A 25,480-nucleotide genomic window follows, 5' to 3' on the forward strand; every position below is an offset into this window, starting at 1 on the left:
GGCATACCGGCTCTGCCGGGACCTGCCGTTGACGCTGCCTGGCAGTTGCTCAGGCTTCGAGGAGATCGGAAGGGCCGGTCTCGAAGAGGGTGGCGTTCGCCTTGGATCCCGACTGCCGCAGGGCCTTGAGCTCCTGATAGTCGGGGGCGTCGTACCAGCCGCGTGCGGCGGCCAGGTCGGGAAACTCGATGAGGACGGGGTAGGTCAGCATCGGCTCTCCCTCCACCGAGTCGACTCGGCCTCCGACGACGAGGTAGCGGCCGCCATGGCGCTCCACCACGGCGCGCACGCGCCGGGCGTACTCGGACAGCTTGGCCGGGTCGCTGACCTCGATGTTGTCGAACAGGGCGTACGCGGTCATGTGAATCTCCTCGCGACTGTGACAACATTGTCCCGTTCGGGACAGTCCCGAATTTACTACCGATCGGGACGGTCCCGCAAGGGATGGGTGGGCGACAGGGTGGCGAATGCGATGGGCGAGACCGGATGGGACGGCTGAGATGGATGAACCGGCGGAAGACGCGACCGTCGATGCGATGGGCGAGCTCTTCGGCGACCCCCGCTGGGAGGCCTACGGGATCCTGCGCGAGGCGTACCTGGCCGTGACCAGGCGCATCGACGTGGAGGTCAGCCCGGGCGGTGACGTCGAAGCGTCGATCTCGGACCTGCTGTTCCGCCTCGCGCGCACCCCCGGGCACTCTCTGCGCACCGTGGACATCACGCGCGCTCTCGCGACCAGCACGACGCGAACCACTCGCCTGCTGGACGCCGCCGAGAAGCGCGGACTGGTGACGCGGGGGGCCCATCCGACCGACCGGCGCGTCACTCTCGTCACGCCGACCCCGGAGGGCCTCGAGGAAGCGCGCGAACGAGGGGGCATGGCCCTCGCGTCGACCCAACGGAACATTCACGACGTGCTGACGGCCGAAGAGATCTCCGCGATGATTCCCATCCTGCGGAAGATCCGCGACGCCAACCAATGAAAGGCAGCCGATCGGCCGCGAGTTGACGGACTGCGCACGAGCGAGGGGAGGGCGTGCGTGGCCGGCACCTCAATGCCTCCCCGACGTGAAAGCACAGAACAGGCTCCTGAACATGTCCTTCTTCATTCCCGACTTCGATGATTCCGTCGTCGTACGCGCTGCCGACGCCGAGCTCATCGGGGGCGACGCCCCGGTCCAGAACCACCTGCTCGTGGACAGCGCCCAGGTGGGCGGCGCGCTCTCGACCATGCGCGCGACGCTGGCCAAGGGTGCGAACGGGGCTCGTCCGCACCTTCACCGCAAGTCCGCAGAGATGTTCTACGTCCTCGACGGCACCGCGCAGTTGCTCGCCGGCGACCAGGTCGTGACGGCCGAGCGCGGCGACGTCGTCGTGGTGCCGCCCGGTCAGCAGCACGCCTTCCGTGCCGCTCCGGGCGAGATCGCCGACATGCTCGTGATCATCACGCCGGGGGTCGAGCGCTTCGAGTACTTCCGGCACCTGGAGCGAATCCGGTACGGGAAGGTCCCGCCCGAGAGCCTTCTGGAGGTGCAGGAGTTGTACGACTCCTACTTCGGCACCAGCGCGATCTGGGAGTCCTCGCGCAACGGGTGACCGCGGCGGGGCGGGGCCTGATGGTCGCTCCGGCGGGCAGGTGGGTTGACCCGCCATGAAGTTACTGAGGGGTAGCCGCAAGGTGAGCCAGGCGGTAACGTCGGGCCTCTCGAGGGGAGAAGCATGTCTCGTACGCTCACCGTGTCCGACAGCATCGTCGTCAATGCCCGTCCTGCAGAGGTCTATCGGCGCATATCCGATCCCGCGCGGATGGGGGACTGGAGCCCGGAGAACCTCGGCGCCACCGTGCGCGGGGGTGCCCGCGAACCAAGCGTCGGCATGGTCTTCGACGGCCGGAACAAACGTGGCGCCTTCCGCTGGACCACCCGGTGCACCGTGACGGCGCTCGAGCCGGACAGGCTGTTCCGCTTCCGCGTGCATGCCATCGGTGTCACGCGGCCACGGCTGCCGGGTTCCATCGCCACCTGGGAGTACCGCTTCGAGCCCGTCCCGGAAGGGACCCGGGTGACCGAGACGTGGACCGACGACCGCCGGTCGTGGCCGGACTTCGTGGCGAACGCCTTCGACCGGGTGGCCACGGGCGGCAGCGTCTTCGCCGATTTTCAGCGCAGGAACATCGCCACGACCCTGCGCAACCTCAAGAAGGCCTTGGAAACCGGCTGAAACGCCGGGACACCCGGTTCCGCCCGCCCGCCTGCTCTGACCTCGGCTTATCGTTGGCCTGGACTATTGCGGAGAGCGATCGGTTCGGGAATGATCTCCCGCCGTGACCATCTTTCTCGCCGCTGCACTCGGCGTGTTCCTCCTCGTGCTCCTCCGCTCCACCATCCCTGGCGGTGCCGACCGTTGGATCGAAAAGCACTTCGTTGCGTCCGCCTACGGTCTTCCGCCCCGTGAGGCGCTCGACCACCGACGCCCCGGTCCTCCGCCTGCGCCACACCGGGCACAGGAGAGGCAGGACGTCGCCGACGCTGCATGGCAAGGGGACTGGAAGACCGCTCAGCGGTACGTCCGGGCGGCGGGGGACGACTGGGACGCGCGCTGGGACCGGTTGGCGCTCCTGCAGCACGTCGCCCGGGAGGACAGCGCCTGGCTCGACGTCTGGCGCACCGCCGAGCCGGCCGACTGCGACGCGGCAACCCTCCACGCCAGCCTCATGGTCCACCGAGCCTGGGAGATCCGAGGCAGCGCCTTCGCCCACGAGGTCCCGGACGCGGACATGAAGCGTTTCCGCGCCATGCTCCCGGCCGCGATCGAGGAAGCCCGCGAGGCCGCACTGCTCGACCCCGCGAACCCGGGCCCCTGGGTGGTCATGGTCACCGCGGCGCGCGGAGCCCAGTACGGCCACGAACAGTTCGAGCCCCTCTGGAAGGGGCTCGTCGCCCGCGCCCCCCACCACTACGAGGGGCATTGGCAGGCCCTCCAGTACTGGTGTGCCAAGTGGTTCGGCAGCAACCGGCGGATGATGCGATTCGCGCGCCAGACGGTCCGCAAGGCACCGGCGGGCAGCCCGCTCGCCGGGATCTACCTGCACGCGCTGAGCGAGCTCGCCGACCGTTCCTCCGCTGCCTCCCTGCCCGTCACTCCCATGACGAGGAGCCTGCTGAAGCGGACCGCCGCTTCGTTCGACCAGGTCGCCCCCGACGACGAGCGCCTGCCGGTCCTGCGCCACCTTTTGGCGCACTACATGCTCCAGGCGATGATGTACGGCCCCGCCCTGGAGCAGTTCCGCCGGATCGGGCCGTGGTGCGGAGCCGAACCCTGGCGCAAGGCGGGGAACCCGGTCATGGCGTTCGAAACGGCTCGCGGCAGGGCCGTGAAACTGTCCCGGGCACGCCCCACCCCGACGGCACAGGGCTACGGGATGGCGCGTTAGACGTACTTCCCGGACCCGGGCCGGCACGGTCGCGGACCATCGTCGGGGGAGGTCGCAGCACCACACCGGTCGTGCTGCGACCACTGCCTCTGACGCCCGCCGGGTCTCGGGGTCTTCGCAGAAACAAACGTGCGATGGTCGGTCGTGCGTGATAGTCACATGTCTCACGGGAGGTGCTCCATGCCTTCCCGTGAGGACACAGCAAGGGGTGGGGAGATGGCGGTGCTCCGTCAATGGGGGCTTGCGCTGGGGAAATGGGGCGGCAGGCCTCTCGCACGGGTCCAGGAGGACTCCGGAGATCCGGACGTGCGACGGGTGCGCGAGGCCGCCGCGGCCTCGGACTGGACCGGTGTGCGCGAGGTGCTCGAAGCACGTCCCGAGAGCGACGACCGGACCGAACTGCTCTGGGCCGTCGGTGACACCGCCGGGGTGGAACGGTGGATCGTTCCGGTCCTCGAAGCGGACCCCGACGCGTCGCTGGCCCGGCTCGTGGCGGGCGTCCGCCACATCAGCTGGGGCTGGGAAGCCCGGACCGGCGCCAGGGCGTCGGACGTCTCGCGCGAGCAGTTCGAGGTGTTCCACTCGCGACTGCAGAGCGCCGAGGAGTGGCTCTACGAGGCGGCTGAGCGCGAGCCGCGGTGGACCTCGCCCTGGTACGGCCTCCAGCTCACCGGCCGCGGCCTCCAGGTCGGGGCGACCACCGCACGCCGCCGCTTCGAGGCGACCGTCCGCCGCGATCCGCACCACCTGGGAGCGCACCAGCAGCAGTTGCAGCAGGTCTGCGAGAAGTGGGGAGGCTCCCACGAGGAGGCGCACGCCTTCGCCCGGGACTCCGCGTTCGGCGCCCCCGCCGGCACGCAGCTGGGCCAGCTCGTGGCCATCGCGCACATCGAGCAGTGGCTCTCCCCCGACTCCGGTCCGGACGATGCGTACATGCGCAGACCCGAGGTCGCGGCGTCCCTGCGGGAGGCGGCCGACCACTCGTTCCGGCACCCGGACTTCGAGCGCCGGGCCGGGTGGGCCCAGGTGCTCAACACCTTCGCCATGGCGTTCTCCCTCGCGGGGGACCGCGAGGCGGCACGGGAGTGTTTCCACGCCACCCAGGGCCGCGTCACCGAGTTCCCCTGGTACTACATCAACGGCTCCAACCCCGCCGCGGCCTACCGCAAGCAGCGTGCGTCGACCGGACGCTGACCCGACGGCCGCCGGCCTTCCACGGCCCACCACGAGCAGCGGCCGTCGCGGTCGCGGCCCGGCCCTTGGCCCGGCCCGGCCGCTCTCGGCTCCGCAGCCACGTACCGGCTGCTGACGGATCGTTCCCATGGGCTCCGCCCGGCCGGGCGACCGATGCGGCGCAGCGCTCTGCTCGGGCCACACCCCTCGGGTCACACCCCCTCGCGCCACACCCCACGAGCTCCTCCCTTCCGCCTCCGCCCGCGCCGCCCAAGGCGTCGGCGGACCCACCGAAAGGTGCCGCCAGGTGCCCGATTCCGAGACGTCGCACACCTTCCAGGTCGACCTGCGCGGCCTGGTCGACCTGCTCTCCCACCACCTCTACTCCAGCCCCCGCGTCTACCTGCGCGAGCTGCTGCAGAACGCCACGGACGCCATCACCGCACGCCAGACCCTGGCGCCCGGGTCCCCGGCCACCATCACGGTGCGCACCGGCGCGACCCTCACCGTCACGGACACCGGGATCGGACTGACCGAGGCCGACGTTCACCGGTTCCTCGCGACCATCGGGCGCAGCTCCAAGCGGACCTTGGAAGGCGCCGGGCTCGACGCCGCCCGCGGGGACTTCATCGGCCAGTTCGGCATCGGGCTGCTGGCCTGCTTCGTGGTCGCCGACGAGATCACCGTGCTCAGCCGCTCGGCGGCCGACCCCTCGGCACCCGCCGTCGAATGGCGCGGCCACTCCGACGGCCGCTACACCATCCGCACCCTCCCCGCCTCGGCCGTGCCGGAGCCGGGCACCACCGTGCACCTCACCCCGCGCGCCGACAACGCCGAGTGGACCAGTCCGCAGCAGGTCGTCGAACTGGCCCGGCACTACGGCGGTCTCCTGCGGCACGAGGTCACCGTCGAAGGTCCGCGCGGCGAGATCGACAAGATCAACGAGACACCCCCCTGGGAGCAGGCCCACCGCTCTCCGCTTGCCCGCCGCGAGGCGATGACCGCGTACTGCCGGAGCCTGTTCGGCTTCACGCCCCTCGACACCATCGAGCTCGACCTGCCGGCCGCCGGGCTGCGCGGGGTTGCCTACGTCCTGCCCACGGCCATGAGCCCGGCACAGCGGGCCGGCCACCGGGTCCACCTCAAGGGCATGCTCCTCACGGACCAGGCGCCCGAACTGCTCCCGGAATGGGCGTTCTTCGTCCGCTGCATCGTCGACACCACGAGCCTGCGGCCGACCGCCTCCCGGGAGGCCCTGTACGAGGACGGCACCCTGTCCGCCGTACGGGACGCCCTGGGCGACCGGATCCGCGACTGGCTCACCGGCCTCGCCGCGAGCAACCCCTCCCTGCTGCACCGTTTCATCGAAACGCACCACCTCGCCGTGAAGGCCCTGGCCCGCTACGACGACGAGCTGCTGCGCATCGTGCTGCCGTGGCTGCCGTTCGAGACCACCGACGGAAACGTCACGCTGGAGGAGTTCGCGCGGACCCACCCGGCCCTGCTGATCACGCGCAGCGTCGAGGAGTTCCGCCAGGTCGCGCCCATCGCCTCGGCCGCCGGTCTCGGCGTCGTCAACGGCGGCTACACCTACGACCGCGACCTCGTGCTCCGGCTGCCCGAGATCCGGCCGGGGACGTCCGTCACCGACCTGGACCCGGCCACGGTCACCGCCCATCTCGACGCCGTGGACCCGTCCGCCGAGCTCCGAGCCGCGACCTTCCTCGCGGTCGCCCGGGAGACCGTCGGCGTTCACGACTGCGACGTCGTCCTGCGCGACTTCCAGCCGGTCACGGCTTCCGCGCTGCTCCTCGACAACCGGGAGGCCAGGCACGAACGGACCAGGTCGAGCCTGGCCGCCGACAGCGACGGCGTGTGGGCCGACATCCTCGGGTCCCTGCGCAACGAGACGCCGCGGGCCCAGCTCGTCCTGAACCACCTCAACCCGCTGGTGCGCCAGGCGATCACCATCGCCGAGCGCGGGCTGGCCGTCACGACCGCGGAAGCCCTCTACGGCCAGGCGCTGCTGCTCAGCCGCCGCCCGCTCCGGGCCAGCGAGAGCGCCCTGCTGAACCGGGCCTTCATCGGCCTGCTCACCCACGCCATGCACCACAGCGGCACCGCTGCACCCGGCTCCGAGCCCCGGAAGGAACTGTAGATGCTGGACACCCCCGAGGCCGTGGTCGAGGCGCTCCGCGAGAACCACGACCGTCCGCACGGCCTGCACCGCACCGTCACCGCCGAGGAGATCGTCGATGCGGCCGAGCTCCTCGACGAGCCCGACACCCTCGTCACGGCGCTGCTGGAGCTGATGACCTCGTACGAGTTCACCGGCGAGCACCGCAAGTCGCCGGTGGTCTTCGCCCGGCTGCTCAAGTTGTGGGACACCGTCCCCGACACCTTCAGCCAGTGGGAGGCCCATCAGGTCTTCTGGCGCTTCAAGTGGGTCGCCACCTCGCTGCTGCAGGTACCCGAAGTACCGCTGGCCGCGATCCACGGCTGGATCGACACGATGCGCGGCCGCTACGCGGCGGCCGAACACGGCATGCAGCCGGTCGCGGCGATGCGCTACCACGTCGCGAACCACACGGGTACCGGCCTCGCCGACGCCTACGACCTCTGGGCCACCCGCGCGCGTACCGAGCTGAGCGACTGCGAGGCATGCGATATCCGCCACCTCGCCGAGCACCAGGTGGAGTCGGGCGATGACGCGGGGGCCCTGGAGATCTGGGGTCCCGTCCTCCAAGGCGAGACCGGGTGCACCGAGGAACCGCAGCTGAGCCGGTCGCGCTCGCTCCTGCCGCTGCTGCGCGCCGGCCGCGCCGACGAGGCCCGCTCCCACCACCTCAGCGGCTACCGCCAGGTCCGGGGGAACACCGGCACGCAGGACGCCGTGGGCCTCCACCTGGAGTTCTGCGCCCTGTCCCGCAACGAGGGCCGTGGGCTGGAGATCCTCGCCGAGAACCGCCCGCTGTTCGAGGCGACCGGCGCCCCCCTGGCGCACCTCGGCTTCCTCACCGGAGCCGGAGTGCTGCTCACCCGCCTCGTCGAGGACGGGCACGCCGACACCGCCGTCGCCGGACCACCCGGGCGCGACTGGACCGCCGGTACGCTCCTCGCCCACGTCCACTCCGCAGCCGGCCGCCTCGCCGCCGCCTTCGACGCGCGCAACGACACCGGCACCGTCGGGGACCGGTTCCGTACCCGCCTCGCGCAGCGCCCGCTCCTCGACGAGCCGTTGCCGCTCGGCCTGCGCACGAAGGCCACCCGCCCCGCCGCGTCCGCGCCCGTCGCCGCGGCGCAGTCCCTCGCGGTCACACCCACCGCCGGAGCGGACCTCTCCCAGGACCTGGCGACCTTGGTCCGCGAAGCGCGCAGGTTGGCCGCCGCGGGACACCCCGGGGAGAACCGGCTCTGGGACCGCATCGAGGAACACCTGGCCGACGGCAGCACCGCCCATGACGACGAGCTCGGCCCGCAGGACCTGCTGTCGGCAGAACTCGCCGACCGGCGGGCCTACAAGCTGACCAAGGACGACCGCGACGAGGAGGCCGTCGTCGAGCTGAAGCGGACGACCGAGCTGTACGCGGGTCTGGGGATGCCCTGGCACGCCCTCAACGCCCGCTCGCGGTCGCTGGCCTGGCTGAGCAGCTCCGAGGACTCGGACCACGCCGCGAACAGCGCGGGCCTCGACGGGATCCTGGCCGAGGCGGAGCACCTCCAGACCCGGTCCCCCCTGACGGCGGAGACCGCGCTGGAGTACCTCGCCGTACGGTACGCAGCCACCTACGCCGCCTACCAGGACGCGCTGCGGGACCTGCCGGAGACCGACGGGACCGCGGCGGAGCGGTTCCACGAGCAGGCCAGGACACTGCGCGCCGAGGCCGAGCGGCTCTCCGTACCGCACCACGTGGCCAACGCGCTGCAGCTCACCGCGGACCTGGCCGGTCGTGGGGGAGACACGGACGCGGCCGAGGAACTGCTGCGCGCGGCCCTCGACGCCGTGGACGCCTCCACGCGGCCCTGGCGCGGTACACGTCCGCGCGCGATACTCGCGCAGTTCCTGCTCGCCAAGGGCGAGCCGGACGAAGCGGCGGAGCTCCTGCACCGGGCGCTCGCCGACGCGGCCCGGTACGACGACACGGACTTCGCGCTGGCCCCCACGTACTCCCTGCTCGGGCACGCGGCCTCGCACCTCGGGGACCTGGGCGGCGCCGTACGCCATCTCTCCGAGGCGGCCGCGCTCTTCGACCAGGACGGGGAGCTCGCCGAAGCCGTCGACGTACGCCTCCAGCTCGCGGACGTGCTGGGGCGCGGTGGCCGGCCGGAGGACGCGGTCGCCGTCCTGGAATCCCTCCTGGCGGACGAGGCGCAGGCCCCGGACAACGAACGCGCCTTCGCCCAGGCCCGCCTGTCCCTGGCCCGCGGGCTGCGGGAACTCGGCGAGCACCTGCCCGCGGCGGAGGAGTTCCTGCGCCTGGCGGACACCGTCGCCGGGTGGGAAGACGACCGCCCGGTCCAGACCCTGGTGGCGGCGGAGGCCGCCATGACCTTGGCCATGGCCGACCGGTGGGACGCGGCGGACACCGCCTACGAGCGGGCCGTCGCCGCGCACGCCGAGGCGCCGAACCCGTCGCTGATCATCACCATGATGTGCCAGTTCGCGCGCCTCACGGTCAAGGCCCGTGGCGCGCAGGGGCTGGAAGCGGCGCAGGAGCACCTCGCACGGGCGGACGCCGTCCGCGCCGGGGTACCGCAGGACGCCGAGGACTTCGCCCACTGGTACGAGCGCGGCGCCGTGCACTACCGCCGGGCCTGTGTCCTGGCGGAGGTCGAGCGTTTCGAGGAGGCCCTGCCCGAGGCGGAGGCAGCCATCGCGGCGCACGAGGAGGGCGGGGAGCACGGCGAGGTGCCGCGCGCCGAAGCGGTCCGGATCGCCGCCCTGATCGAGGGGAAGGGCCTCGGCCACTTCCAGAAGGCGACGGCCCGGCTCACCGCCGCCGCAGCCCGCTGCCGCAATGCCGACCTCCCCGAGGCCGCCGGCATCCTGGAGGCCCTCCGCCAGGACTACCTCCGCCGATAACACCCGGCCTCTGGCAGACGGTCCGCGGGGGCGGGGCGGGCGACCGCTCCCGGATCGCCGCGGCGCGGGCCGCCACGTCCCGATGGCTGCCCGCGCCGCCGTACGTCGGGAACCTGCCCCCACTTCGACGGCCCACCACAACCCCCTGGACCTCGTTTGTAATAGGTCAATAGCCCCTCTGACTATTACCGTATGCTGCCTTCGGCGCTTCGCCCCGGTCCGTATGGAACGGGCCCGCGGACGTCCGAAGGAGAGGTGTGTCGTGATCGAGCGGTACACGCGCCCCGAGATGGCGGCGCTGTGGAGCGAGGAGACGAAGTATCAGACCTGGGTGCGCGTCGAGGTGCTGGCGAGCACCGCGCAGGCATCCCTGGGGGTGGTGCCCGCGGCGGCCCTGGCCGATGTCCGCCGGGCTCCGGTACCGGCCGTCGCGAGGATTCGGGAGCTGGAGGCCGAGCGGGACCACGAGATCCTCGCCTTCCTCGCCGCCTGGACCGAGACCATGCCGGCCGGATCGGCGCGCTGGGTCCACCACGGGATGACCAGCTACGACCTGGTCGACACCGCGCAGGGCGTGCTGCTGGCCCGCTCCGTGGACCTCGTGCTGGACGCGGCCCGCACGCTGACCGGGCTGCTGATCGACCGGGCCCTGGAGCACTGGGACACGGTCTGCGTGGCCCGCACCCACGGCGTCCACGCCGAGCCGACCACCTTCGGCCACAAAGTCGCCGTCCACGCCCACGCACTGCACCGCTGCACGGGCCGGCTCACCGCCGCCCGTCGGGCCGTCGCCGTGGGCACCCTCTCCGGAGCCGTCGGCACCTACGCGCACATCTCCCCGCAGGTCGAGACGTACGTCTGCGGCGAGCTGGGCCTGGGCATCGAGCCCGTCCCCACCCAGGTCGTCGCCCGCGACCGGCACGCCGAGCTGCTCGGAGCCCTCGCGATCACCGGCGCGGTGGTGGAGCAGTTCGCCCTCGAGATGCGGCTCCTGCAGCGCACCGAGGTCGGGGAGGTCGAGGAACCCCGGAGCGGTGCCTACCAGGGCTCCAGCGCGATGCCGCACAAACGGAACCCGACCACCAGCGAACGGCTGTGCGGCCTGGCCCGCATCCTGCGCGCGAACGCCGGAGCCGCGTACGAGAACATCGCGCTGTGGCACGAGCGCGACCTCGCGCACTCCTCGGTCGAGCGCGTCGTCCTCCCCGACAGCCTCGCCGTCGCCCACTACCAGTTGGTCTCCGCCTCCGAGCTCCTCGCCGGCCTCACGGTCGACGACGAACGGATGGCCCGCAACCTGCAGGCCACTCGCGGACTCGTCCACTCCTCCGAGGTCTTCCTCGGCCTCACCGCCGACGGCACCGACCGCGAGAGCGCCTACCGCCTCGTACAGGCCGCCGCCGACGACGCGCACACGTCCGGGTCCTCCCTGGCCGAGGCGCTCTCGGCCCGCGGTGTGCAGGCCCCCGACGCGTGGTTCGACCCCCGCCGGTTCCTCGGCAACCGCGACCACCTGAAGTCCCGACTCGACACCCTCAAGAAGGAGCACCACCGCCATGTGGACATGTGAACAGGTCATCGGAGCCAGCCTCGACGTCGCCGAGGCCGCCGCCCTCTACCGGGCCTCCACCCTCGCCGAGCGCCGCCCGGTCGAGGACACCGGCCGCTTCACGAGCATGCTGGCCGGCGCCAACCTGGTCGTCACCGCCCGGGACGGCGAGGGCCGCCTGATCGGCATCGCACGCTCCCTCACCGACGGCGTGTACTCCACCTACCTCGGCGACCTGGCCGTCGACGTCGCCTGGCAGGGCAAGGGCGTCGGCCGCGACCTCATCCGCGCCACCCGCGAGGCCGCGCCGCAGGCCAAGGTGATCCTGCTCTCGGCCCCCGCGGCCGTCGACTACTACCCGCACATCGGTTTCGAGCGCCACGACTCGGCCTGGACCATGACCGCCACCGCAGGCTGACCGATCGGCAACGCCGACACCGAACCTCCATGTCGGCTGCCCGGGTCTTCTGGCTGCGGATTCGGGTCCTTGGTCTGCCGCCGGCTGTCCCGCGGCAGGTTTAGGCTGCGGTTATGCCCCTTCACGCCCGCCTCGCTCCCGGCTGCCGCCCTCGCGGCTGCCGGGCGCCCGCGCGGCGTGTGCACGGCCGCCGGGTGCGGTACGCGATCGGCTCCGAGCGGGGCCAGGTCAACGGCATGCGATGGCTGTGCGCTCCGCGCACCGTGCAGGGCGCCTGAGGGAGTCTTCCCTCCCGCCGTCTGCCGCCACCCCTCACCGAACATCACACGGACACGCTCCTGCGTGCGGCTTGCTCGCTGCCGACTCTGAGCGGCTGGTATCCCGTACGCGGCGTGCGGCCGTGCCCGGACCGGCCCGTGCCGGCACACAGCGGTTCGAGGGAATGCGGTGCGCTACGACGCCCCGATCCGCAGTTGTTGCCCCTCCCTCGCGACCAGCCCGCTCGGCGATCGCACTGATCCGAAGGTTCCGGGATCACGCCCATGCCAACATCCCCGACGCAGCCACCCCTCACCACGACCACCGACGCAACCGACGCCGGCGACACCGCCGAAGCGGTCGTGCCGGAGGCAAGAGGAGGGAAGCTGCCCCTTGCCCCGCTGCTGGCACTGTCCACGGCCGCGTTCATCACGCTGCTCACCGAGGCGCTGCCCGCGGGCGTCCTGCCGGAAATGGCCCGCGACCTGTCGGTCGGGGAACCCGCGATGGGCCAGGCGATCACGGTCTACGCGATCGCCACCGGGCTCGCGGCCATCCCCCTGTCCAAGGCGACCGCGCCCTGGCGGCGCAAGAGGCTGCTCCTGTCGGCCGTGGGAGTCTTCGCCGTCGCCAACACGGTCACGGCGATCTCCTCCAACTACCCCCTCACCTTGGTGTTCAGGATCCTCGCCGGCATCGCGGCCGCCGCGGTCTGGACCGAACTGGTCGGCTCCGCACGCCGCCTGGCACCACCCCACCTCCAGGGCCGGGCGATTGCCGTCACCCTGGCGGGAATCCCGCTCGCACTCTCCCTGGGCATCCCCCTGGGCACCTTCCTCGGAGGCCTGATCGGCTGGCGGCCGACGTTCGCCCTGGTGAGCCTGGTAGCCCTCGCCCTGCTGGGGTGGATCGCCGGCGCGGTCCCCGACGCCCCGGGGCAGCGCCCAGGAAACGGGCGGCCCATTCTGAAGGCCCTGCGCCTTCCGGGAGTGGCGGCCGTCCTGCTGGTGACCGCCGCCCACGTGCCGGCCCACACCATCCTCTACACCTACATCACCGCCCTCCTCGACGCCCGCGGCCTGGGTGAGTCCCGCGAGAGCGTGCTGCTGGTCTTCGGAATCGCCTCCATGGCCGCCGTCTTCGTCACCGGAGCTCTGGTCGACCGCAGGCTGCGCACCCTGACCATCACCGCCACCGTGCTGTTCATGACCGCGTCCGTCGTGCTGATCACCTCAGCCGGAAGCCTTCTCGCGGCCTACGGGGCAACAGCGTTGTGGGGGCTGGGCTGGGGCGGGGTCGCCACCCTGCTGCAGACGGCGGTCACCGACGCCGGAGGAGACCGAGGGCAGGCCCTCTTCGTCACCGTCTGCAATGCGGCCATCGCCGGCGGAGGGGCGATCGGCGGCATCCTCCTGGACAACTTCGGCCCCGCTTCCTTCCCGTGGACCGGGTTGGCACTCCTGACCCTGGCGCTGGCCGTCGTGATCACCGCACGCGCGCACGCCTTCCCCACCGGACGGACACCGAGCCCGTCCGAGCCGACCGGCGGATGAAGCCCCGTCACCACACCGGCCGCCGACGCGCTCGTGCGCCGCAGATCGGCAACCTCGCGCAGGTCGGCACCATTTATCCCATAACACCGGAGATCATGACTTTCGGTGCGCACGCCTGGAACCGTCCGACCCGCCCCAGACGCGGGCGCCCGGTTCCGGTACCCGCCCGCCACGACGAAGAAGCAGGAGAGTTACATGAGCACGCACGACCAGGTGACGCCCCCGGCCCCCGACCTCTCGGTGGCCCGGCGGCGCAGCGCCGAGCTGAAGGGCCTGATCGCCACCGATCCGGGGCAGTTCCGGGTGCTGACCGGCGACCGGCCGACCGGACGGCTGCACCTGGGGCACTACTTCGGGACCCTGCAGGGCCGGGTACGGCTCCAGGACCTGGGCGTGGACACCTTCGTGATCGTGGCCGACTACCAAGTCCTCACCGACCGGGACGTCGCCGAACACCTGGCCGAGCACGTCGAGGAACTCGTCCTCGACTACCTCGCGGCCGGCATCGACCCCGAACGGTCCACCATCTTCGCGCACAGCGCGCTGCCCGCCCTCAACCAGCTCCTGCTGCCCTTCCTCTCCCTCGTCTCGGTCGCCGAACTGCGCCGCAACCCCACCGTCAAGGACGAGATCGCCCACTCCCGGCAGGCCTCGGTGAGCGGGCTGATGTTCACCTATCCGGTGCACCAGGCCGCCGACATCCTCTTCTGCAAGGCAGGCGTGGTGCCCGTGGGGCAGGACCAGCTCCCGCACCTGGAGGTCACCCGCACCATCGCCCGCCGCTTCAACGAGCGCTACGGGACGAACGGGCCGGTCTTCCCCGAGCCCGACGCCCTGCTCTCCGCCGCCCCGCTGCTGCTCGGCACCGACGGCACCAAGATGAGCAAGTCCCGCGGCAACGCCATCACCCTGTCGGCCACCGCCGACGAGACCGCCCGGCTGATCAAGGGCGCCAAGACCGACGCGGTCCGCCGCATCACCTACGACCCGGCCGGCCGCCCCGAGGTCTCCAGCCTCGTGCTGCTCGCCGCGCTGTGCCAGGACCGCGATCCGCAGACGGTCGCGGAGGAGATCGGCGACGGCGGCGCGGCCCAGCTGAAGAAGGTCGTCACCGAGGCCGTCAACGAACACTTCGCCCCGCTGCGGGCACGTCGTACGGAGCTCGCGGCCGACCGGGGGCACGTACGGGACGTCCTGCGGCGCGGCAACGAGCGCGCGAACGCGGTCGCCGAGACCACCCTCGCCGAGGTCCGGGCCGCCATGGGCATGGCGTACTGATGCCCGGCACCGCATGGTTGCGGCACACCGCCGAGATCCGGGCCGTCCCCGTCGACCGCGCCCTCGTCACGCGCGGCGCCCTGGGCATGCTCGTGCCGCTCGCCATCGGCCAGTTGGCCGGACGGCCCGACCTGGGCGCCGCGGCCGGCCTCGGCGCGTACGGTGCGGCCGTCGACGACACCGCCGCACCCTGGCGCACCCGCGCCCTCACCCTCCTCCTGCCCCAGCTGGGCGGCGCGATCGGACTCGCCCTGGGCCGGATCACGGGCGGCCAGGCGTGGGCACAGATCCTGCTGGTCGCCGTAGTCGCCCTGGTCTCGGGGCTGTTGTCGACCATCGGCCGGATCAGCGACATGGCCGCCCTGGTCCTGCTGCTCGCCACCACCATGGGCCTCGGACTGCCCACCGCCCCGCCCTGGTGGCAGGTACCGCTGCTGTTCCTGCTCGGCGGCATCCCCCTGATGCTGCTCTCCCTGACCGACGCACTGCGCCACCCCGGACGCGCCGAACGACAGGCCGTCGCAGGGGCCCTGCGCGCCGTCGCCGACCTCCTCGACGCCGACGAGGACACCTGGACCGAGCGCCGCCACCACGCGACCGGGGCCATGGACGCCGCCTACGACACCGTCGTCATCCGCCGGCTCTCCCCACCCCGCCGGGGCAGCACCGCCGCGCAACTGGCCGCCCACCTCGACCGGCTGATCGAAGTGATCGCCTCGGCCCCCGCCGTCCGCACCGCGCGGGCCCGCGAGTCGGCCGCCGAGTACGCCGACGCGGTACGCCGGGTCGCCGACGCCGTCGAGACGAGGACCCCCGGCCCGATCGCCCTGCCGCCCGCCCCGCCGGACCGGGCCGGACGCGCCCTGCGCGCCGCCGTCGCCGCACTCGCCACGCCCGGCGAGGAGCCCGCGGACGGCAGGACCCGCCTGCTGCCGACGCACCCCGCACCCTTGCGCCGGTTCGCCGGAGCCGTGGCGAGCAGGTTCCGCGACCCGGCGGCCCGCCGCTACGCCCTCCGCCTGACCCTGTGCCTGACGGTCGCCCAGACGGTCGCCTCCTTCAGCGGCCTGCCGCGCTCCGGCTGGCTGGTGCTGACCGTCGCCCTCGTCGTCCGGCCCGCCCTGGGCACCGTGCCCGCCCGGCTGATGACCCGCGCCCTCGGCACCACGGCCGGGGTCCTGATCGGACTCGCCGCCATCACGGTCCTGCCCGCCGGCTGGTGGCGCATCGGCGCCGTGGTCGTCCTGACCGGCCTGCTCCAGGCGTACGCCCGCCGCAACTATGCCCTGCAGACCCTCTTCCTGACCCCGGTCATGCTGTTGCTCGCCGACCCGCTGGGCCTGGCGGGCTCAGCCGTCCCCGCAGCCCGCCTGCTCGACACCGTCGCCGGCTGCGCCGTCGCCCTCGTCTGCGGCTACCTGCTCTGGCCGGAGGACACCCGCGCCCGGGTCCCCGACCGGCTGGCCCGCGCCTACGAGGCCATGGCCGAGTACGCCGACCACACCCGCATCTCCGCCGGCGACGCCGGGGCCCTGCACACCCTGCGCCGTCGCATCCACGGCGACCTGGCCGCCGTACAGACCGAACTCACGCGCCTGCACACCGATCCGCGCCACCGCGACGCGCTGGAAACGTGGCGGGACGACCTCGCCCACGCCGAGCAGGTCATGGCCGGCCTCACCACCACGGCCGTGGCCGGCCACAGCGACCCTCCGTGCGGACCACCCCAGGACCCGGCAGCCAACCTCGCCGCCCACCTGCGCCGACGGGCCACGGACCTGCGCGAACACCGGCCCGGTAAGACAGCCGGCTGACGCCCGACGGTGTCCGCGCGCGCCCCTCGGGGGCCGATACCCGCATGCCCGAAGCGGATCTCGATGGTGCGAAGGACCCATGACCGGGTGCAAGGGGGCGTTGGACCCCTGTCCGTGGGGCCGCGGTGACCGGAAGCTGAAGGTTCCAGGCATCAGGCATCAGACTTCAGGAAGAGGCGGTCATGGAGCACATCACATGGACGGCCGGGGGCCGTACGATCAGCGTTTCGCTCCCGCCCACGACCGCGCCGTGGGCGTACAAGGGCGTACGCGGCGTGCTGCCCGTTCCCGCCACCCACCAGGGCCGCGGGCCCGAACCGCGGCCCCTCCCCGAGCCCCGCCAGGAGAACCCCGCCGTCTACGGCAGCGCCGCCGCCGCAGGGTTCTGACATCTCCGAGCCTGCGGCGCCCCAGTCGACGGAGCCATGCGGGGGCCCGTGGCCGTACCGCGAGGGGCCCCTGTCGCCGTCGAGAGAAGGCCCGAAGGAGAATCGGAGCCCAGGACGGTCGACGAAGGGGAGATGGCCTCAACGGCGGTTGCCGTCGTCAGTGGCCGAGCTGCACGAACTGCGCCACCTGGACCTGCGCGAGAACTCCCTGACCGGGGTACCGGAGTCACTGGCAGGCCTCCCACGACTGCGCCAGATCGACCTGCGGAGCAACCGCCTCGGCCGGCTGCCCGACTGGCTTGCCCTCATGCCATCGCTGGAGAAGCTGGATCTGCGCTGGAACGAGGTCGATCCTGCTCTCCCGCTCCTCGGCGAGCTGGAGCAGCTCGGGTGCGTCGTCTTGACGTGACGGCGACGACGACAGTCGGCGGCCCTACTCCCGCGGGAGTAATCCGCCCGCCCGGGCCACCCCCGGCAGTACCGGTGAACTCGGTCTCAGGCGCGACGATCCGGCCTTTGCCTGCCAGGAGTCTTGGAAGCACACCAAGACATCCGGACCGGAGGGAGGCCCGCACATGGGGGCCGGACTTACACAGAGTCGGCGACGAGCATGGCCCTGGCTGGTGCTCGCGCTGTGGGTCGCCGTGCTCGCGGTCGCTGCGCCGTTCGCCGGGAAGCTCGCCGACGTCACGCGCGACGGCGTCACCGACTATCTGCCCGCGAACGCCGACTCCACCCAGGTGGCCAAGCTCCAGGAGCTGCTGCCGGGCGGCGAGAGCACCGAGCTCGTCCTCGTGTACCGGCGCGACGGGGCCCTCACGGCCACCGACCGGGCGACCGCCGAGCGGCAGGTCGGGGAGATCGCCGCCGAGCACAAGCTGACCGACACCCCGAAGGGCGTGCCCTCCGAGGACGGCACGACGCTCATGTACCCGGTCAGCAGCAACGAACCCGGCGCCGACGAGGAACTGCGCAACGCGTTCGTCGACGACGTCCGCGAGACCGCCCGCTCCGCCGACGGCCTCACCGTCGAGGTCGGCGGCCCCGGCGCGGTCATCCGCGACTCCAAGAAGGTGTACGACTCCCTCGACGGCCCCCTCCTCTACACCACCGTCGCCGTCGTCGCCCTCCTGCTGATCCTCATCTACCGCAGTCCCGTGCTGTGGCTGATCCCGCTGATCGTGGCCGGCATCGCCGACTACCTGTCCATGGGCGTCGCCTACGGCCTCAACCAGGCCTTCGGCACCTCCATCTCGGGCGCGGGCACCGCCATCATGACCATCCTCGTCCTGGGCGCCGGCACCGACTACGCCCTGCTCATCGTCTCCCGCTACCGCGAGGAACTGCGCCGCATCGAGCATCCGTACGACGCCATGAAGGCCGCCCTGCGCGGCTGCGGGCCCGCCGTGATCGCCTCCTCCGGCACCGTCGCCATCGGCCTGCTGTGTCTGCTCGCCGCAGACCTCAACTCCAACCGCGGCATGGGCCCCCTCGGCACCGTCGGCGTACTGTGCGCGCTGATCGCCATGCTCAGCCTGCTGCCCGCCATCCTGGTCCTGGTCGGCCGCCGCGTGTTCTGGCCGCTCATCCCGGCCTTCGGCAGCACCGCCACGGAGCGCCGCTCGCTGTTCTCCGCGATGGGCAGCTCCGCCGGACGCCGCCCGGTGACCGTCCTCGTCGCCGGCGCCCTCGCCCTGGGGGCGCTCGCCCTCGGAGCCCTGAACCTGCCCGACGACCTCAAGCAGGAGGACGCCTTCGTCGACCGGCCCGAGTCCGTCTCCGCCATGGTGACCCTGGCCGGCGCCTACCCGGACAGCTCCAGCCAGCCCATCACCGTCATGACTCCGGCCGACCGCGCCCAAGCCACCCTCGAGGCGGCCACCTCCACCGAGGGCGTCACCTCCGCCCGCATGGGCAGGACGGGAGAAGGCTGGACCGAGGTGTCCGTGAACGCCTCCGCCCTGCCGCAGACGGACGCCGAGACCCGCACGATCAAGAGCCTGCGCGACAAGCTGGACGGCTCGTTCGTCGGCGGCCCCAGCGCCCAGCAGATCGACCTGGAGAAGACCAACGCCCGTGACCAGAAGGTCGTCGTACCGATCGTCCTGCTCGCCGTCCTGCTCATCCTGATCGTCCTGCTGCGCTCCCTCGTCGCCCCGCTGATGCTGGTCGCCGCCGTGGTCGCGGTCTGGGGCGCCTCCCTCGGCATCGGCGGCCTGGTGTTCGAGCCGCTGTTCGGCTTCCAGGGCACCGACCCCGCCCTCGGCCTGCTGTCCTTCGTGTTCCTGGTGGCGCTCGGCGTCGACTACGGCATCTTCCTGATGCACCGCATGCGGGAGGAATCCCTGGGCGGCGCCGAACCCGCCGAGGCCGCGCTCACCGCCCTGCGCACCACCGGCGGCGTCATCGCCTCCGCGGGCCTCGTCCTCGCCGCCACCTTCGCGGTGCTGATGAACATGGGCCTCGTCTCGCTGGTCCAGCTCGGCTTCGTCATCGCGGTCGGCGTCCTCCTCGACACCTTCCTCGTGCGCACCTACCTCGTCACCAGCGCCAGCGTCGCCCTCGGCCGGAAGGTGTGGTGGCCCGGCCGCATGGCCAAGGCGCCGGAGCCCGAAGCCCTGATCCGGGAGCCGGAGCGCGTCTGACCCCCCTTCTTCCGACCCTGTGCGATGCCCATGGGCGCCCCTCCGGTACTGGAGGGGCGCCCATGTGACGGAGGATGAGCCCGTGCCCGAAGCAGAACGCAAACCCCATCTCAGCGAGCGGATCATGGCGGTGATCAACCGCGACCCGCGCACCGCCCTGCACGCCACCCGCAAGGACGTCCTGCTCGCCCTCGCCGTCACGGTCCTCGCCGTGACCCTCGCCCTCGTCACCGACCCGGGCCGGCGTCCGGACGCGCTGGGCTGGCTCCTGCTGCTCGCGGGACAACTGCCGGTCGTGTGGCGGCGGCGCCACCCCCTGGCCGCGCTGGCCGCGGAGGGTGTCCTGCTCCTGCCGTACCACGCCCTCGACAACAACCACACCGCCGCACTCCCGGTCGCGGTCGTCGTGCTGTACAGCCTCGCCGTCACCCGCCGGCCCCTGTACACCCTGCTCACCACCAGTACGGCCATGGCCGTGGCACTGAGCGTCATGATGTTCGTCAACAAGAAGCAGGCCGCCGAGGCGCTGCGGATCTCCGGCTGGGTGTTCGCCGTGGTCTTCATCGGCATCGCCATGCGCTTCTACCGTCAGTACGTCGCCGCCGTCGTCGAGCGCGCCGAACGAGCCGAACGCACGCGTGAGGAGGAGGTCCGCCGCCGGGTCGCCGAGGAACGGCTGCGCATAGCCCGAGACCTGCACGACCTGCTCGCGCACAGCATCACCCTGATCGGGGTGCAGACCTCCGTCGCCGCGCACATCCTGAACGCAGACCCCGAACGCCTGGACCGCCAGGCCGTCGCCAAATCCCTCGACGACATAGCCGAGACCTGCCGCGCCGCCCGCGGCGAACTGCGCACCACCCTGGAGGTGCTGCGCGAGCACGGTGCCGGCGAGGCCCGCGACCCCCTGCCCGACCTGCACGGGCTGGAAGGTCTCGTGGCGGCCGCCCGGGTCTCCGGGGCCGAGGTGGACCTGACGGTCACCACCGACGAGGTGCCGCCCGCCGCCGTCGGCGCGGCCGCCTACCGGATCGTGCAGGAGGCCCTCACCAACGCCGTACGCCACGGCGGCCGGCAGAACCTCGGCATCCGGGTCGGCGTGCGCGCCGGGGAAGGCTCCCTGAGGGTCACCGTCACCGACGACGGGACCGGCACGGGCGGGGGCGCGCCCGGGTTCGGGCTCGTCGGCATGCGCGAGCGGGCGCGCAGCGTGGGCGGAACGCTGGACGCCGGGCCACTTCCAGGCAAAGGTTTCGAGGTCAGTGCCGTACTGCCGCTGGGAGGCAACCCGTGACCATCCGCGTTCTGCTCGCCGACGACCAGGCGCTCGTACGGGCCGCGTTCGCGATGCTCCTCGAGTCGTCCCCGGACATGACGGTCGTCGGACAGGCCGGCACTGGCCGGGAGGCCGTCGAACTGGCCCGTAAGGAACGCGCCGACCTGGTGGTGATGGACATCCGCATGCCCGACCTCGACGGCATCGAGGCCACCCGGCTGATCGCCGCGGACGAGGATCTGGCCGGGGTGAAGGTGCTCGTGCTCACCACCTACGACACGGACGAGAACATTGTCGAGGCCCTGCGCGCCGGGGCCTCCGGCTTCCTGGTCAAGGACACGCGCCCGGCCGAACTCCTGGAGGCGATCCGCACGGTGGCCGGCGGGGAGGCCCTCCTCTCGCCCGGCCCGACCTCCCGGCTCATCGCCCGCTTCCTGCGCAGCCCCGCGGCGGCGCCGCCCGAGACCGGCCCCGAATGCCTCACCGAGCGCGAGCGCGAGGTCCTCACCCTCGTCGCGTGCGGCCTCAACAACACCGAGATCGGCGAGGCCCTCGGCCTCAGCCCCCTGACCGCCAAGACCCACGTCAGCCGCATCATGGGCAAGCTGGGGGCACGGGACCGGGCACAACTGGTCATCGTGGCCTACGAATCGGGGTTGGTCAGCCCGGGGGCGTGAACGGGAGCGTTCGGTGGCCCTGGCTCTAGCCCTGGCCCTAGCCCTGGCAGAGCCCGCGGGTGTGGTCGTACGTCGCGGTGGCCTGGGAGTAGCGCCACTGCGGGTCCAGCAGGTCGCTCTTCAGCTGTGCGGCCGCGGCCGGGCTCTCGACGACGTAGCCGAAGTCCTGCAGCCAGGACGGGTAGAGGTTCTTGGAGCCGATGTAGAAGGCCGCGCCGTCGACCGAGACGAGCTTGTGGTGCTGGGCGTACGGCTTGCCGTCGGCCCAGGTCGGCCGATCGGAAGCCCGGAACGTGGCCAACTGGAGGTTCTCGCACATGGCTGTCCGCGTCCGGGCGCCGTCACCGGTCAGCGCCGTCACCCGGCCGCGCAGGGCGTCGCTCACTTCGGAGAGCGACTTGATCTGCGAGTAGCCGCCGCTGCCGATCGTGCCGCGGTTCGCCGGATCGCTCACGACGATGCGGACCTTCACGCCGGAGACGAGCTTCGCGGCGAGGGCGTCGTAGAGGCGCACGTCGTAGCGGGGGAGCGGCGGGCAGGTGGCGTGCACGTCCTGCTGGGAGATCTCTATGTGCGAGTTCGCGCTGGAGACCAGGGCGCGCAGGGCGCTCTCTTCCGGGTTGACGGTGTCGTAGTCCCGGTCGGCGTTGGTGTAGTCGTGCAGGCCGATCCCGCACTTGGTGTCGCCGGCGGTCGGCAGGACCGGGCGGAACGAGGAGGCGGGGTCGTTCTGGCGGATGCCTACGCCGAGTCCGCCGACGGCGAGCGCGGGTACGTCGCCCCCGCCCTGCGGAGAGGCGGGCCGGGGCAGGGAAGGCATGCAGTCCGCGCCGGGTGAAGCGGCGAACCAGACCGCGCTCCAACTCGCCTTGTTGCGGCAGGTCCAGTCCCACAGGGAGTCGAGGTAGCGGCCGGCTGAGCCCGCCGCGGGCCCGTAGAGCGCGAGGTCGACGTCGTTCACCGGGTGCGTGGTGTCCAGGTAGTCGTCCTTCCAGCTGTTGATGCCGCCCGTGATGACCGAACTTCCGTCCACCACCACGAGCTTGGAGTGGTTCCAGGAGAAGGCGGTCTTCGAGGTGGTCATCGAGGCCACGTTGAGGGTGACGCCGGCCGCGGCGGCAGGGCCCAGCCGCGCGAGCAGCTCGTCCCGGTAGGACGACGGGATCACCGTGGAGTGGTAGAGGGGTGCAGCGCCTACCAGGATGCGCACCTTCAGCCGGTTGCCCTTACCGACGGATTCCTTGAGGCCTGCGACGATCGCGTCCTGGTAGCCCCCGTTGGGGAAGGGCGCCAGCGTGGATATGTCCACCGTCGACCGGGCGTCGGCGATGTCCTGGCGCATCTTCTCCAGAAGACGGCGTGATCCGGGCCGGTCGGCGCACGTGGCGTCGCCCCAGCAGCCGGGGGTCTGGAGCAGCCAGTCGGCACCGCCGGGCTCGGACGAGCCGAGCCGGTTGCCGGACGTACGTTCCCAGACCGAGCCCTCCAGACCCGGCGAGACCTGACGCAAGGTCTGCTCGACCGAATCCAGGTGTGGCGTGGGCGCGTCCGCGGCGGACGCGGGGGCGGCGGCGGGGAGGGAAAGGGCGAGGGCGGACGTGAAGACGAGGGATGTCGTCCGGGCGGTGCGTGCCAATGTGGTTCCTTGACAGAGGGGCGGGGCGGCTCGGGCCGGGAGGGATGGCCGACCAGGGCTGCGAGCATGATCAACTCGTGCAAGTTACCAGTAGGTAGGCACCCGTTCCCCGGCCTCGGGCGAGTTCCGGCCACCCGCTCAGCACCCGCTCAGCACCCGGTCCAGCCCCTGCTTCCGTCCCTGCGGGCAGATTCGCTCCGGCCGAGGACTCGACACCCGATCCGGTGATCTCGGCGGCGGCCAACGCGGCGGACGCGACGACGGCCTACTGCGGTCTCGTCTACGTGCCGCGCGGGGCCAGCATCGATGCGGGCATCAAGGAGGCACCGCATCGTGGGCCGTCACGCGGGGGCTGGAACGCCTACACGAGGTCGGAGAGTCTGGCCCGTTCTCGCGGACCGGGGCCCACTCGCGCCGGATCGACGGCTTTCCGCTGGAGTCAGGATGTGGTTCTGGCCTGGTCGAGCAGTGCGATGCGGGCGACGTTCTCCTGGTCCTCGGTGTCCGTGCTCGCTTCGGCGGAGAACCAGGCGTCGAGGATCTCCCTGAGCAGCGGTTCCGAGGTCAGGCGCAGGCTGAGCGCCAGCACATTGGCGTTGTTCCAGCGGCGCGCACCGTCCGCCGTGTAGGCGTCCGTGCACAGTGCCGCGCGTACGCCGGGAACCTTGTTCGCGGCGATCGAGGCGCCCGTACCGGTCCAGCAGCACACGACGGCCTGGTCGGCGTTCCCGGCGGCGACCTCGCGCGCCGCCGCCTCGGAGCAGGCTGCCCACTGCGGATCGTCGCCGGGGCTCAGCGCCCCGTACGCCACCACGTCGTGTCCGCGGTCGCGCAGTAGCCCGAGAAGCGCGCGAGCCACGGGTTCGTCCATGTCCGAGGAAACGGAGATCCGCATGCCCCGAGACTAACCGGCCGAGATGCGGATGGTCGCCTCGCCGTAGGCCCGCCCCGACCCTTGCCAGACGCAGAGCGCAATCAATCCTTCGCCGTGCGTGACCACGACACTCGGGATGTGTGGCCGGGGGAGCATGCGACGGTTCAGCTTGATGGGCCGGCGGCGGTGACGGTCTGGGGCTCGAGTGCGTCCTCGCCGTAGAGGTCTTGCACCCAGCCGGTCTGATAGACGGTGTCGAGGTAGCGCTCGCCGAGGTCGGGGGCGATGGCGACCGCGGTGACCTGCTGTTCCTGCTGGGACAGCCATTGGGTGGCGCCCTTGACGACGGTGCCGGTCGAGCCGCCGAAGACGAAGCCGTGGCGGGCCAGTTGGTGGCACGCGCGAATCGTCTCGGCTTCGCTGACGTGCACCACTTCGTCGACGTAGGTGGTGTCGAGGAGCGGGGGGCGGATGCTGGTGCCGAGGCCGGGGATCATCCGGCGACCGAGCGTGTGTCCAAAGGTGGCGGAGCCCTCTGGGTCGATCGCGACGATGCGTACCGGGCGGTGCCAGGTGCGGAAGTAGCGGGCGCACCCCATGAGGGTCCCGGTGGTACCGGCCCCGATGAAGAGGACATCGAGGTCGGGGAAGGCGCGGGCGATGGCCGGTGCGGTGGTCCGGTAGTGAGAGCTGTGGTTGTTGGGGTTGGTGTACTGGTTGAGCCATACGTAGCGGTCGTCGGAGGCGCACAGGGCGCGGACGCGGTCGATGCGGGCGCCGAGCAGTCCGCCGGTGGGGGAGGGCTCGGTGACGATCTGGACCTGGCTGCCGAGGGCCTCCAGGAGCAGCCGGGTCGCCAGGTTGCAGCGTGAATCGGTCACGCATACGAACCGGTAACCCTTGCTGGCCGCGATCATGCCCAGCGCCACGCCGAGGTTGCCGGAGGAGGATTCGACCAGGATGGAGCCGGGAGTGAGCAGGCCGTCGCGTTCGGCGGCCTCGACCATCGCGGTAGCGGCCTTGAGCTTGATGGATCCCGCGAAGTTGAAGCCTTCACATTTGAGGAACAGCCGGTGCCCGGTGATCTCCTCGAGGTCGACGTAGAGGTCGTCCTGGTTGAATTCCTGGGGGGCGGAAATGACCGGCATGGTTACCTCCTCGCATGCGCTCACGGCGCCGTCGGGTGCCGCCGGCCCTTGTGGGGGCGGCTCGGGGAAGGTGTCGCCTGGTGCCACGTCTTCGGGACTCCACCCCTCCAGTACGCGGGCTGGCCGTGGGCCTGTCATGCCACCGAATGTCGTGGCTTGACACCGGTCGCAGTCAGGGGTAGCGGCCCGGGCGGCCGTGATGGTGCGGGGTGTGGGACGCCCCCCGCGGGACGACGCGTCCGCTTCCCCTCGCCGTCACCAGCGGTCGCCTACCGC

General features: G+C 71.9%; 22 protein-coding genes. 18 read left to right on the top strand and 4 right to left on the bottom strand.

Features of this window, described 5'->3' with window-relative positions; genetic code table 11:
• Nucleotides 1–49: 49 nt before the first annotated feature.
• Nucleotides 50–361 carry a DUF1330 domain-containing protein gene (locus ACFRU2_RS32870; RefSeq protein ID WP_382979217.1) on the bottom strand — a complete coding sequence of 104 codons (312 nt, stop codon included), beginning with the start codon at nucleotides 359–361 and terminating at the stop codon, nucleotides 50–52.
• A 139-nt stretch (nucleotides 362–500) separates the two neighbouring features.
• On the opposite strand from ACFRU2_RS32870, the gene ACFRU2_RS32875 reads away from it, so the two are divergent.
• The 18 genes from ACFRU2_RS32875 to ACFRU2_RS32960 all read left to right on the top strand — a co-directional run bounded on the left by ACFRU2_RS32875 (nucleotide 501) and on the right by ACFRU2_RS32960 (nucleotide 21,546).
• Nucleotides 501–983: a MarR family winged helix-turn-helix transcriptional regulator gene (locus ACFRU2_RS32875; RefSeq protein WP_382979220.1), complete on the top strand. Its 483-nt coding sequence runs from the start codon at nucleotides 501–503 to the stop codon at nucleotides 981–983.
• 112 nt (nucleotides 984–1,095) lie between these two features.
• Nucleotides 1,096–1,596: a cupin domain-containing protein gene (locus tag ACFRU2_RS32880; protein ID WP_382979222.1), complete on the top strand. Its 501-nt coding sequence runs from the start codon at nucleotides 1,096–1,098 to the stop codon at nucleotides 1,594–1,596.
• A 123-nt stretch (nucleotides 1,597–1,719) separates the two neighbouring features.
• A complete protein-coding gene (locus tag ACFRU2_RS32885) occupies nucleotides 1,720–2,220 on the top strand; it encodes an SRPBCC family protein (RefSeq protein WP_382979226.1) in 501 nt (166 codons plus the stop codon).
• A gap of 103 nt (nucleotides 2,221–2,323) precedes the next feature.
• Nucleotides 2,324–3,433 carry a hypothetical protein gene (locus tag ACFRU2_RS32890; RefSeq protein ID WP_382979229.1) on the top strand — a complete coding sequence of 370 codons (1,110 nt, stop codon included), beginning with the start codon at nucleotides 2,324–2,326 and terminating at the stop codon, nucleotides 3,431–3,433.
• Nucleotides 3,434–3,739: 306 nt separating this feature from the next.
• A complete protein-coding gene (locus ACFRU2_RS32895; protein ID WP_382979231.1) occupies nucleotides 3,740–4,627 on the top strand; it encodes a hypothetical protein in 888 nt (295 codons plus the stop codon).
• A gap of 286 nt (nucleotides 4,628–4,913) precedes the next feature.
• On the top strand, nucleotides 4,914–6,764 hold the full coding sequence (locus tag ACFRU2_RS32900) for an HSP90 family protein (protein WP_382979234.1): 1,851 nt from the start codon (nucleotides 4,914–4,916) through the stop codon (nucleotides 6,762–6,764).
• Complete coding sequence (locus tag ACFRU2_RS32905) at nucleotides 6,765–9,689, top strand: hypothetical protein (RefSeq protein ID WP_382979238.1); 2,925 nt, start codon at nucleotides 6,765–6,767, stop codon at nucleotides 9,687–9,689.
• A gap of 262 nt (nucleotides 9,690–9,951) precedes the next feature.
• Nucleotides 9,952–11,259, top strand: a complete 1,308-nt coding sequence (gene purB / locus ACFRU2_RS32910; protein ID WP_382979241.1) for an adenylosuccinate lyase — start codon at nucleotides 9,952–9,954, stop codon at nucleotides 11,257–11,259.
• Nucleotides 11,246–11,656 (top strand): GNAT family N-acetyltransferase, encoded by a 411-nt coding sequence (locus ACFRU2_RS32915; RefSeq protein WP_382979243.1) that lies wholly within the window; start codon nucleotides 11,246–11,248, stop codon nucleotides 11,654–11,656. The genes purB and ACFRU2_RS32915 overlap by 14 nt, the downstream gene beginning before the upstream one ends.
• A gap of 113 nt (nucleotides 11,657–11,769) precedes the next feature.
• Nucleotides 11,770–11,934, top strand: coding sequence for a tryptophan biosynthesis modulator TrpM (gene trpM / locus ACFRU2_RS32920; RefSeq protein WP_382979246.1), 165 nt, complete (start codon nucleotides 11,770–11,772; stop codon nucleotides 11,932–11,934).
• 264 nt (nucleotides 11,935–12,198) lie between these two features.
• Nucleotides 12,199–13,467: an MFS transporter gene (locus ACFRU2_RS32925; protein WP_382979249.1), complete on the top strand. Its 1,269-nt coding sequence runs from the start codon at nucleotides 12,199–12,201 to the stop codon at nucleotides 13,465–13,467.
• A gap of 195 nt (nucleotides 13,468–13,662) precedes the next feature.
• Nucleotides 13,663–14,745, top strand: a complete 1,083-nt coding sequence (gene trpS / locus ACFRU2_RS32930; protein WP_382979252.1) for a tryptophan--tRNA ligase — start codon at nucleotides 13,663–13,665, stop codon at nucleotides 14,743–14,745.
• Nucleotides 14,745–16,559, top strand: a complete 1,815-nt coding sequence (locus ACFRU2_RS32935; RefSeq protein ID WP_382979255.1) for an FUSC family protein — start codon at nucleotides 14,745–14,747, stop codon at nucleotides 16,557–16,559. The genes trpS and ACFRU2_RS32935 overlap by 1 nt, the downstream gene beginning before the upstream one ends.
• A gap of 182 nt (nucleotides 16,560–16,741) precedes the next feature.
• Nucleotides 16,742–16,948 (top strand): hypothetical protein, encoded by a 207-nt coding sequence (locus tag ACFRU2_RS32940; protein WP_382979258.1) that lies wholly within the window; start codon nucleotides 16,742–16,744, stop codon nucleotides 16,946–16,948.
• 160 nt (nucleotides 16,949–17,108) lie between these two features.
• Nucleotides 17,109–17,357 (top strand): leucine-rich repeat domain-containing protein, encoded by a 249-nt coding sequence (locus tag ACFRU2_RS32945; protein WP_382979261.1) that lies wholly within the window; start codon nucleotides 17,109–17,111, stop codon nucleotides 17,355–17,357.
• Between the two features lie 166 nt (nucleotides 17,358–17,523).
• Nucleotides 17,524–19,593: an MMPL family transporter gene (locus ACFRU2_RS32950; protein WP_382979264.1), complete on the top strand. Its 2,070-nt coding sequence runs from the start codon at nucleotides 17,524–17,526 to the stop codon at nucleotides 19,591–19,593.
• Between the two features lie 124 nt (nucleotides 19,594–19,717).
• Nucleotides 19,718–20,887, top strand: a complete 1,170-nt coding sequence (locus ACFRU2_RS32955; RefSeq protein ID WP_382979530.1) for a sensor histidine kinase — start codon at nucleotides 19,718–19,720, stop codon at nucleotides 20,885–20,887.
• Entirely contained in the window at nucleotides 20,884–21,546 is a 663-nt protein-coding gene (locus ACFRU2_RS32960) for a response regulator (RefSeq protein WP_382979266.1), read from the top strand. The genes ACFRU2_RS32955 and ACFRU2_RS32960 overlap by 4 nt, the downstream gene beginning before the upstream one ends.
• A gap of 37 nt (nucleotides 21,547–21,583) precedes the next feature.
• Here ACFRU2_RS32960 and ACFRU2_RS32965 read toward each other — a convergent pair whose 3' ends face one another.
• The 3 genes from ACFRU2_RS32965 to sbnA all read right to left on the bottom strand — a co-directional run bounded on the left by ACFRU2_RS32965 (nucleotide 21,584) and on the right by sbnA (nucleotide 25,204).
• Nucleotides 21,584–23,182, bottom strand: a complete 1,599-nt coding sequence (locus ACFRU2_RS32965; RefSeq protein ID WP_382979269.1) for a phospholipase — start codon at nucleotides 23,180–23,182, stop codon at nucleotides 21,584–21,586.
• A 439-nt stretch (nucleotides 23,183–23,621) separates the two neighbouring features.
• Nucleotides 23,622–24,077: an RpiB/LacA/LacB family sugar-phosphate isomerase gene (locus ACFRU2_RS32970; RefSeq protein WP_382979272.1), complete on the bottom strand. Its 456-nt coding sequence runs from the start codon at nucleotides 24,075–24,077 to the stop codon at nucleotides 23,622–23,624.
• A 143-nt stretch (nucleotides 24,078–24,220) separates the two neighbouring features.
• Nucleotides 24,221–25,204: a 2,3-diaminopropionate biosynthesis protein SbnA gene (gene sbnA / locus ACFRU2_RS32975; protein WP_382979275.1), complete on the bottom strand. Its 984-nt coding sequence runs from the start codon at nucleotides 25,202–25,204 to the stop codon at nucleotides 24,221–24,223.
• Nucleotides 25,205–25,480 lie beyond the last annotated feature (276 nt).

Source organism: Streptomyces sp. NPDC056883, from assembly GCF_042788835.1.
Classification (GTDB): Bacteria; Actinomycetota; Actinomycetes; order Streptomycetales; family Streptomycetaceae; genus Streptomyces; species Streptomyces stoeckheimensis.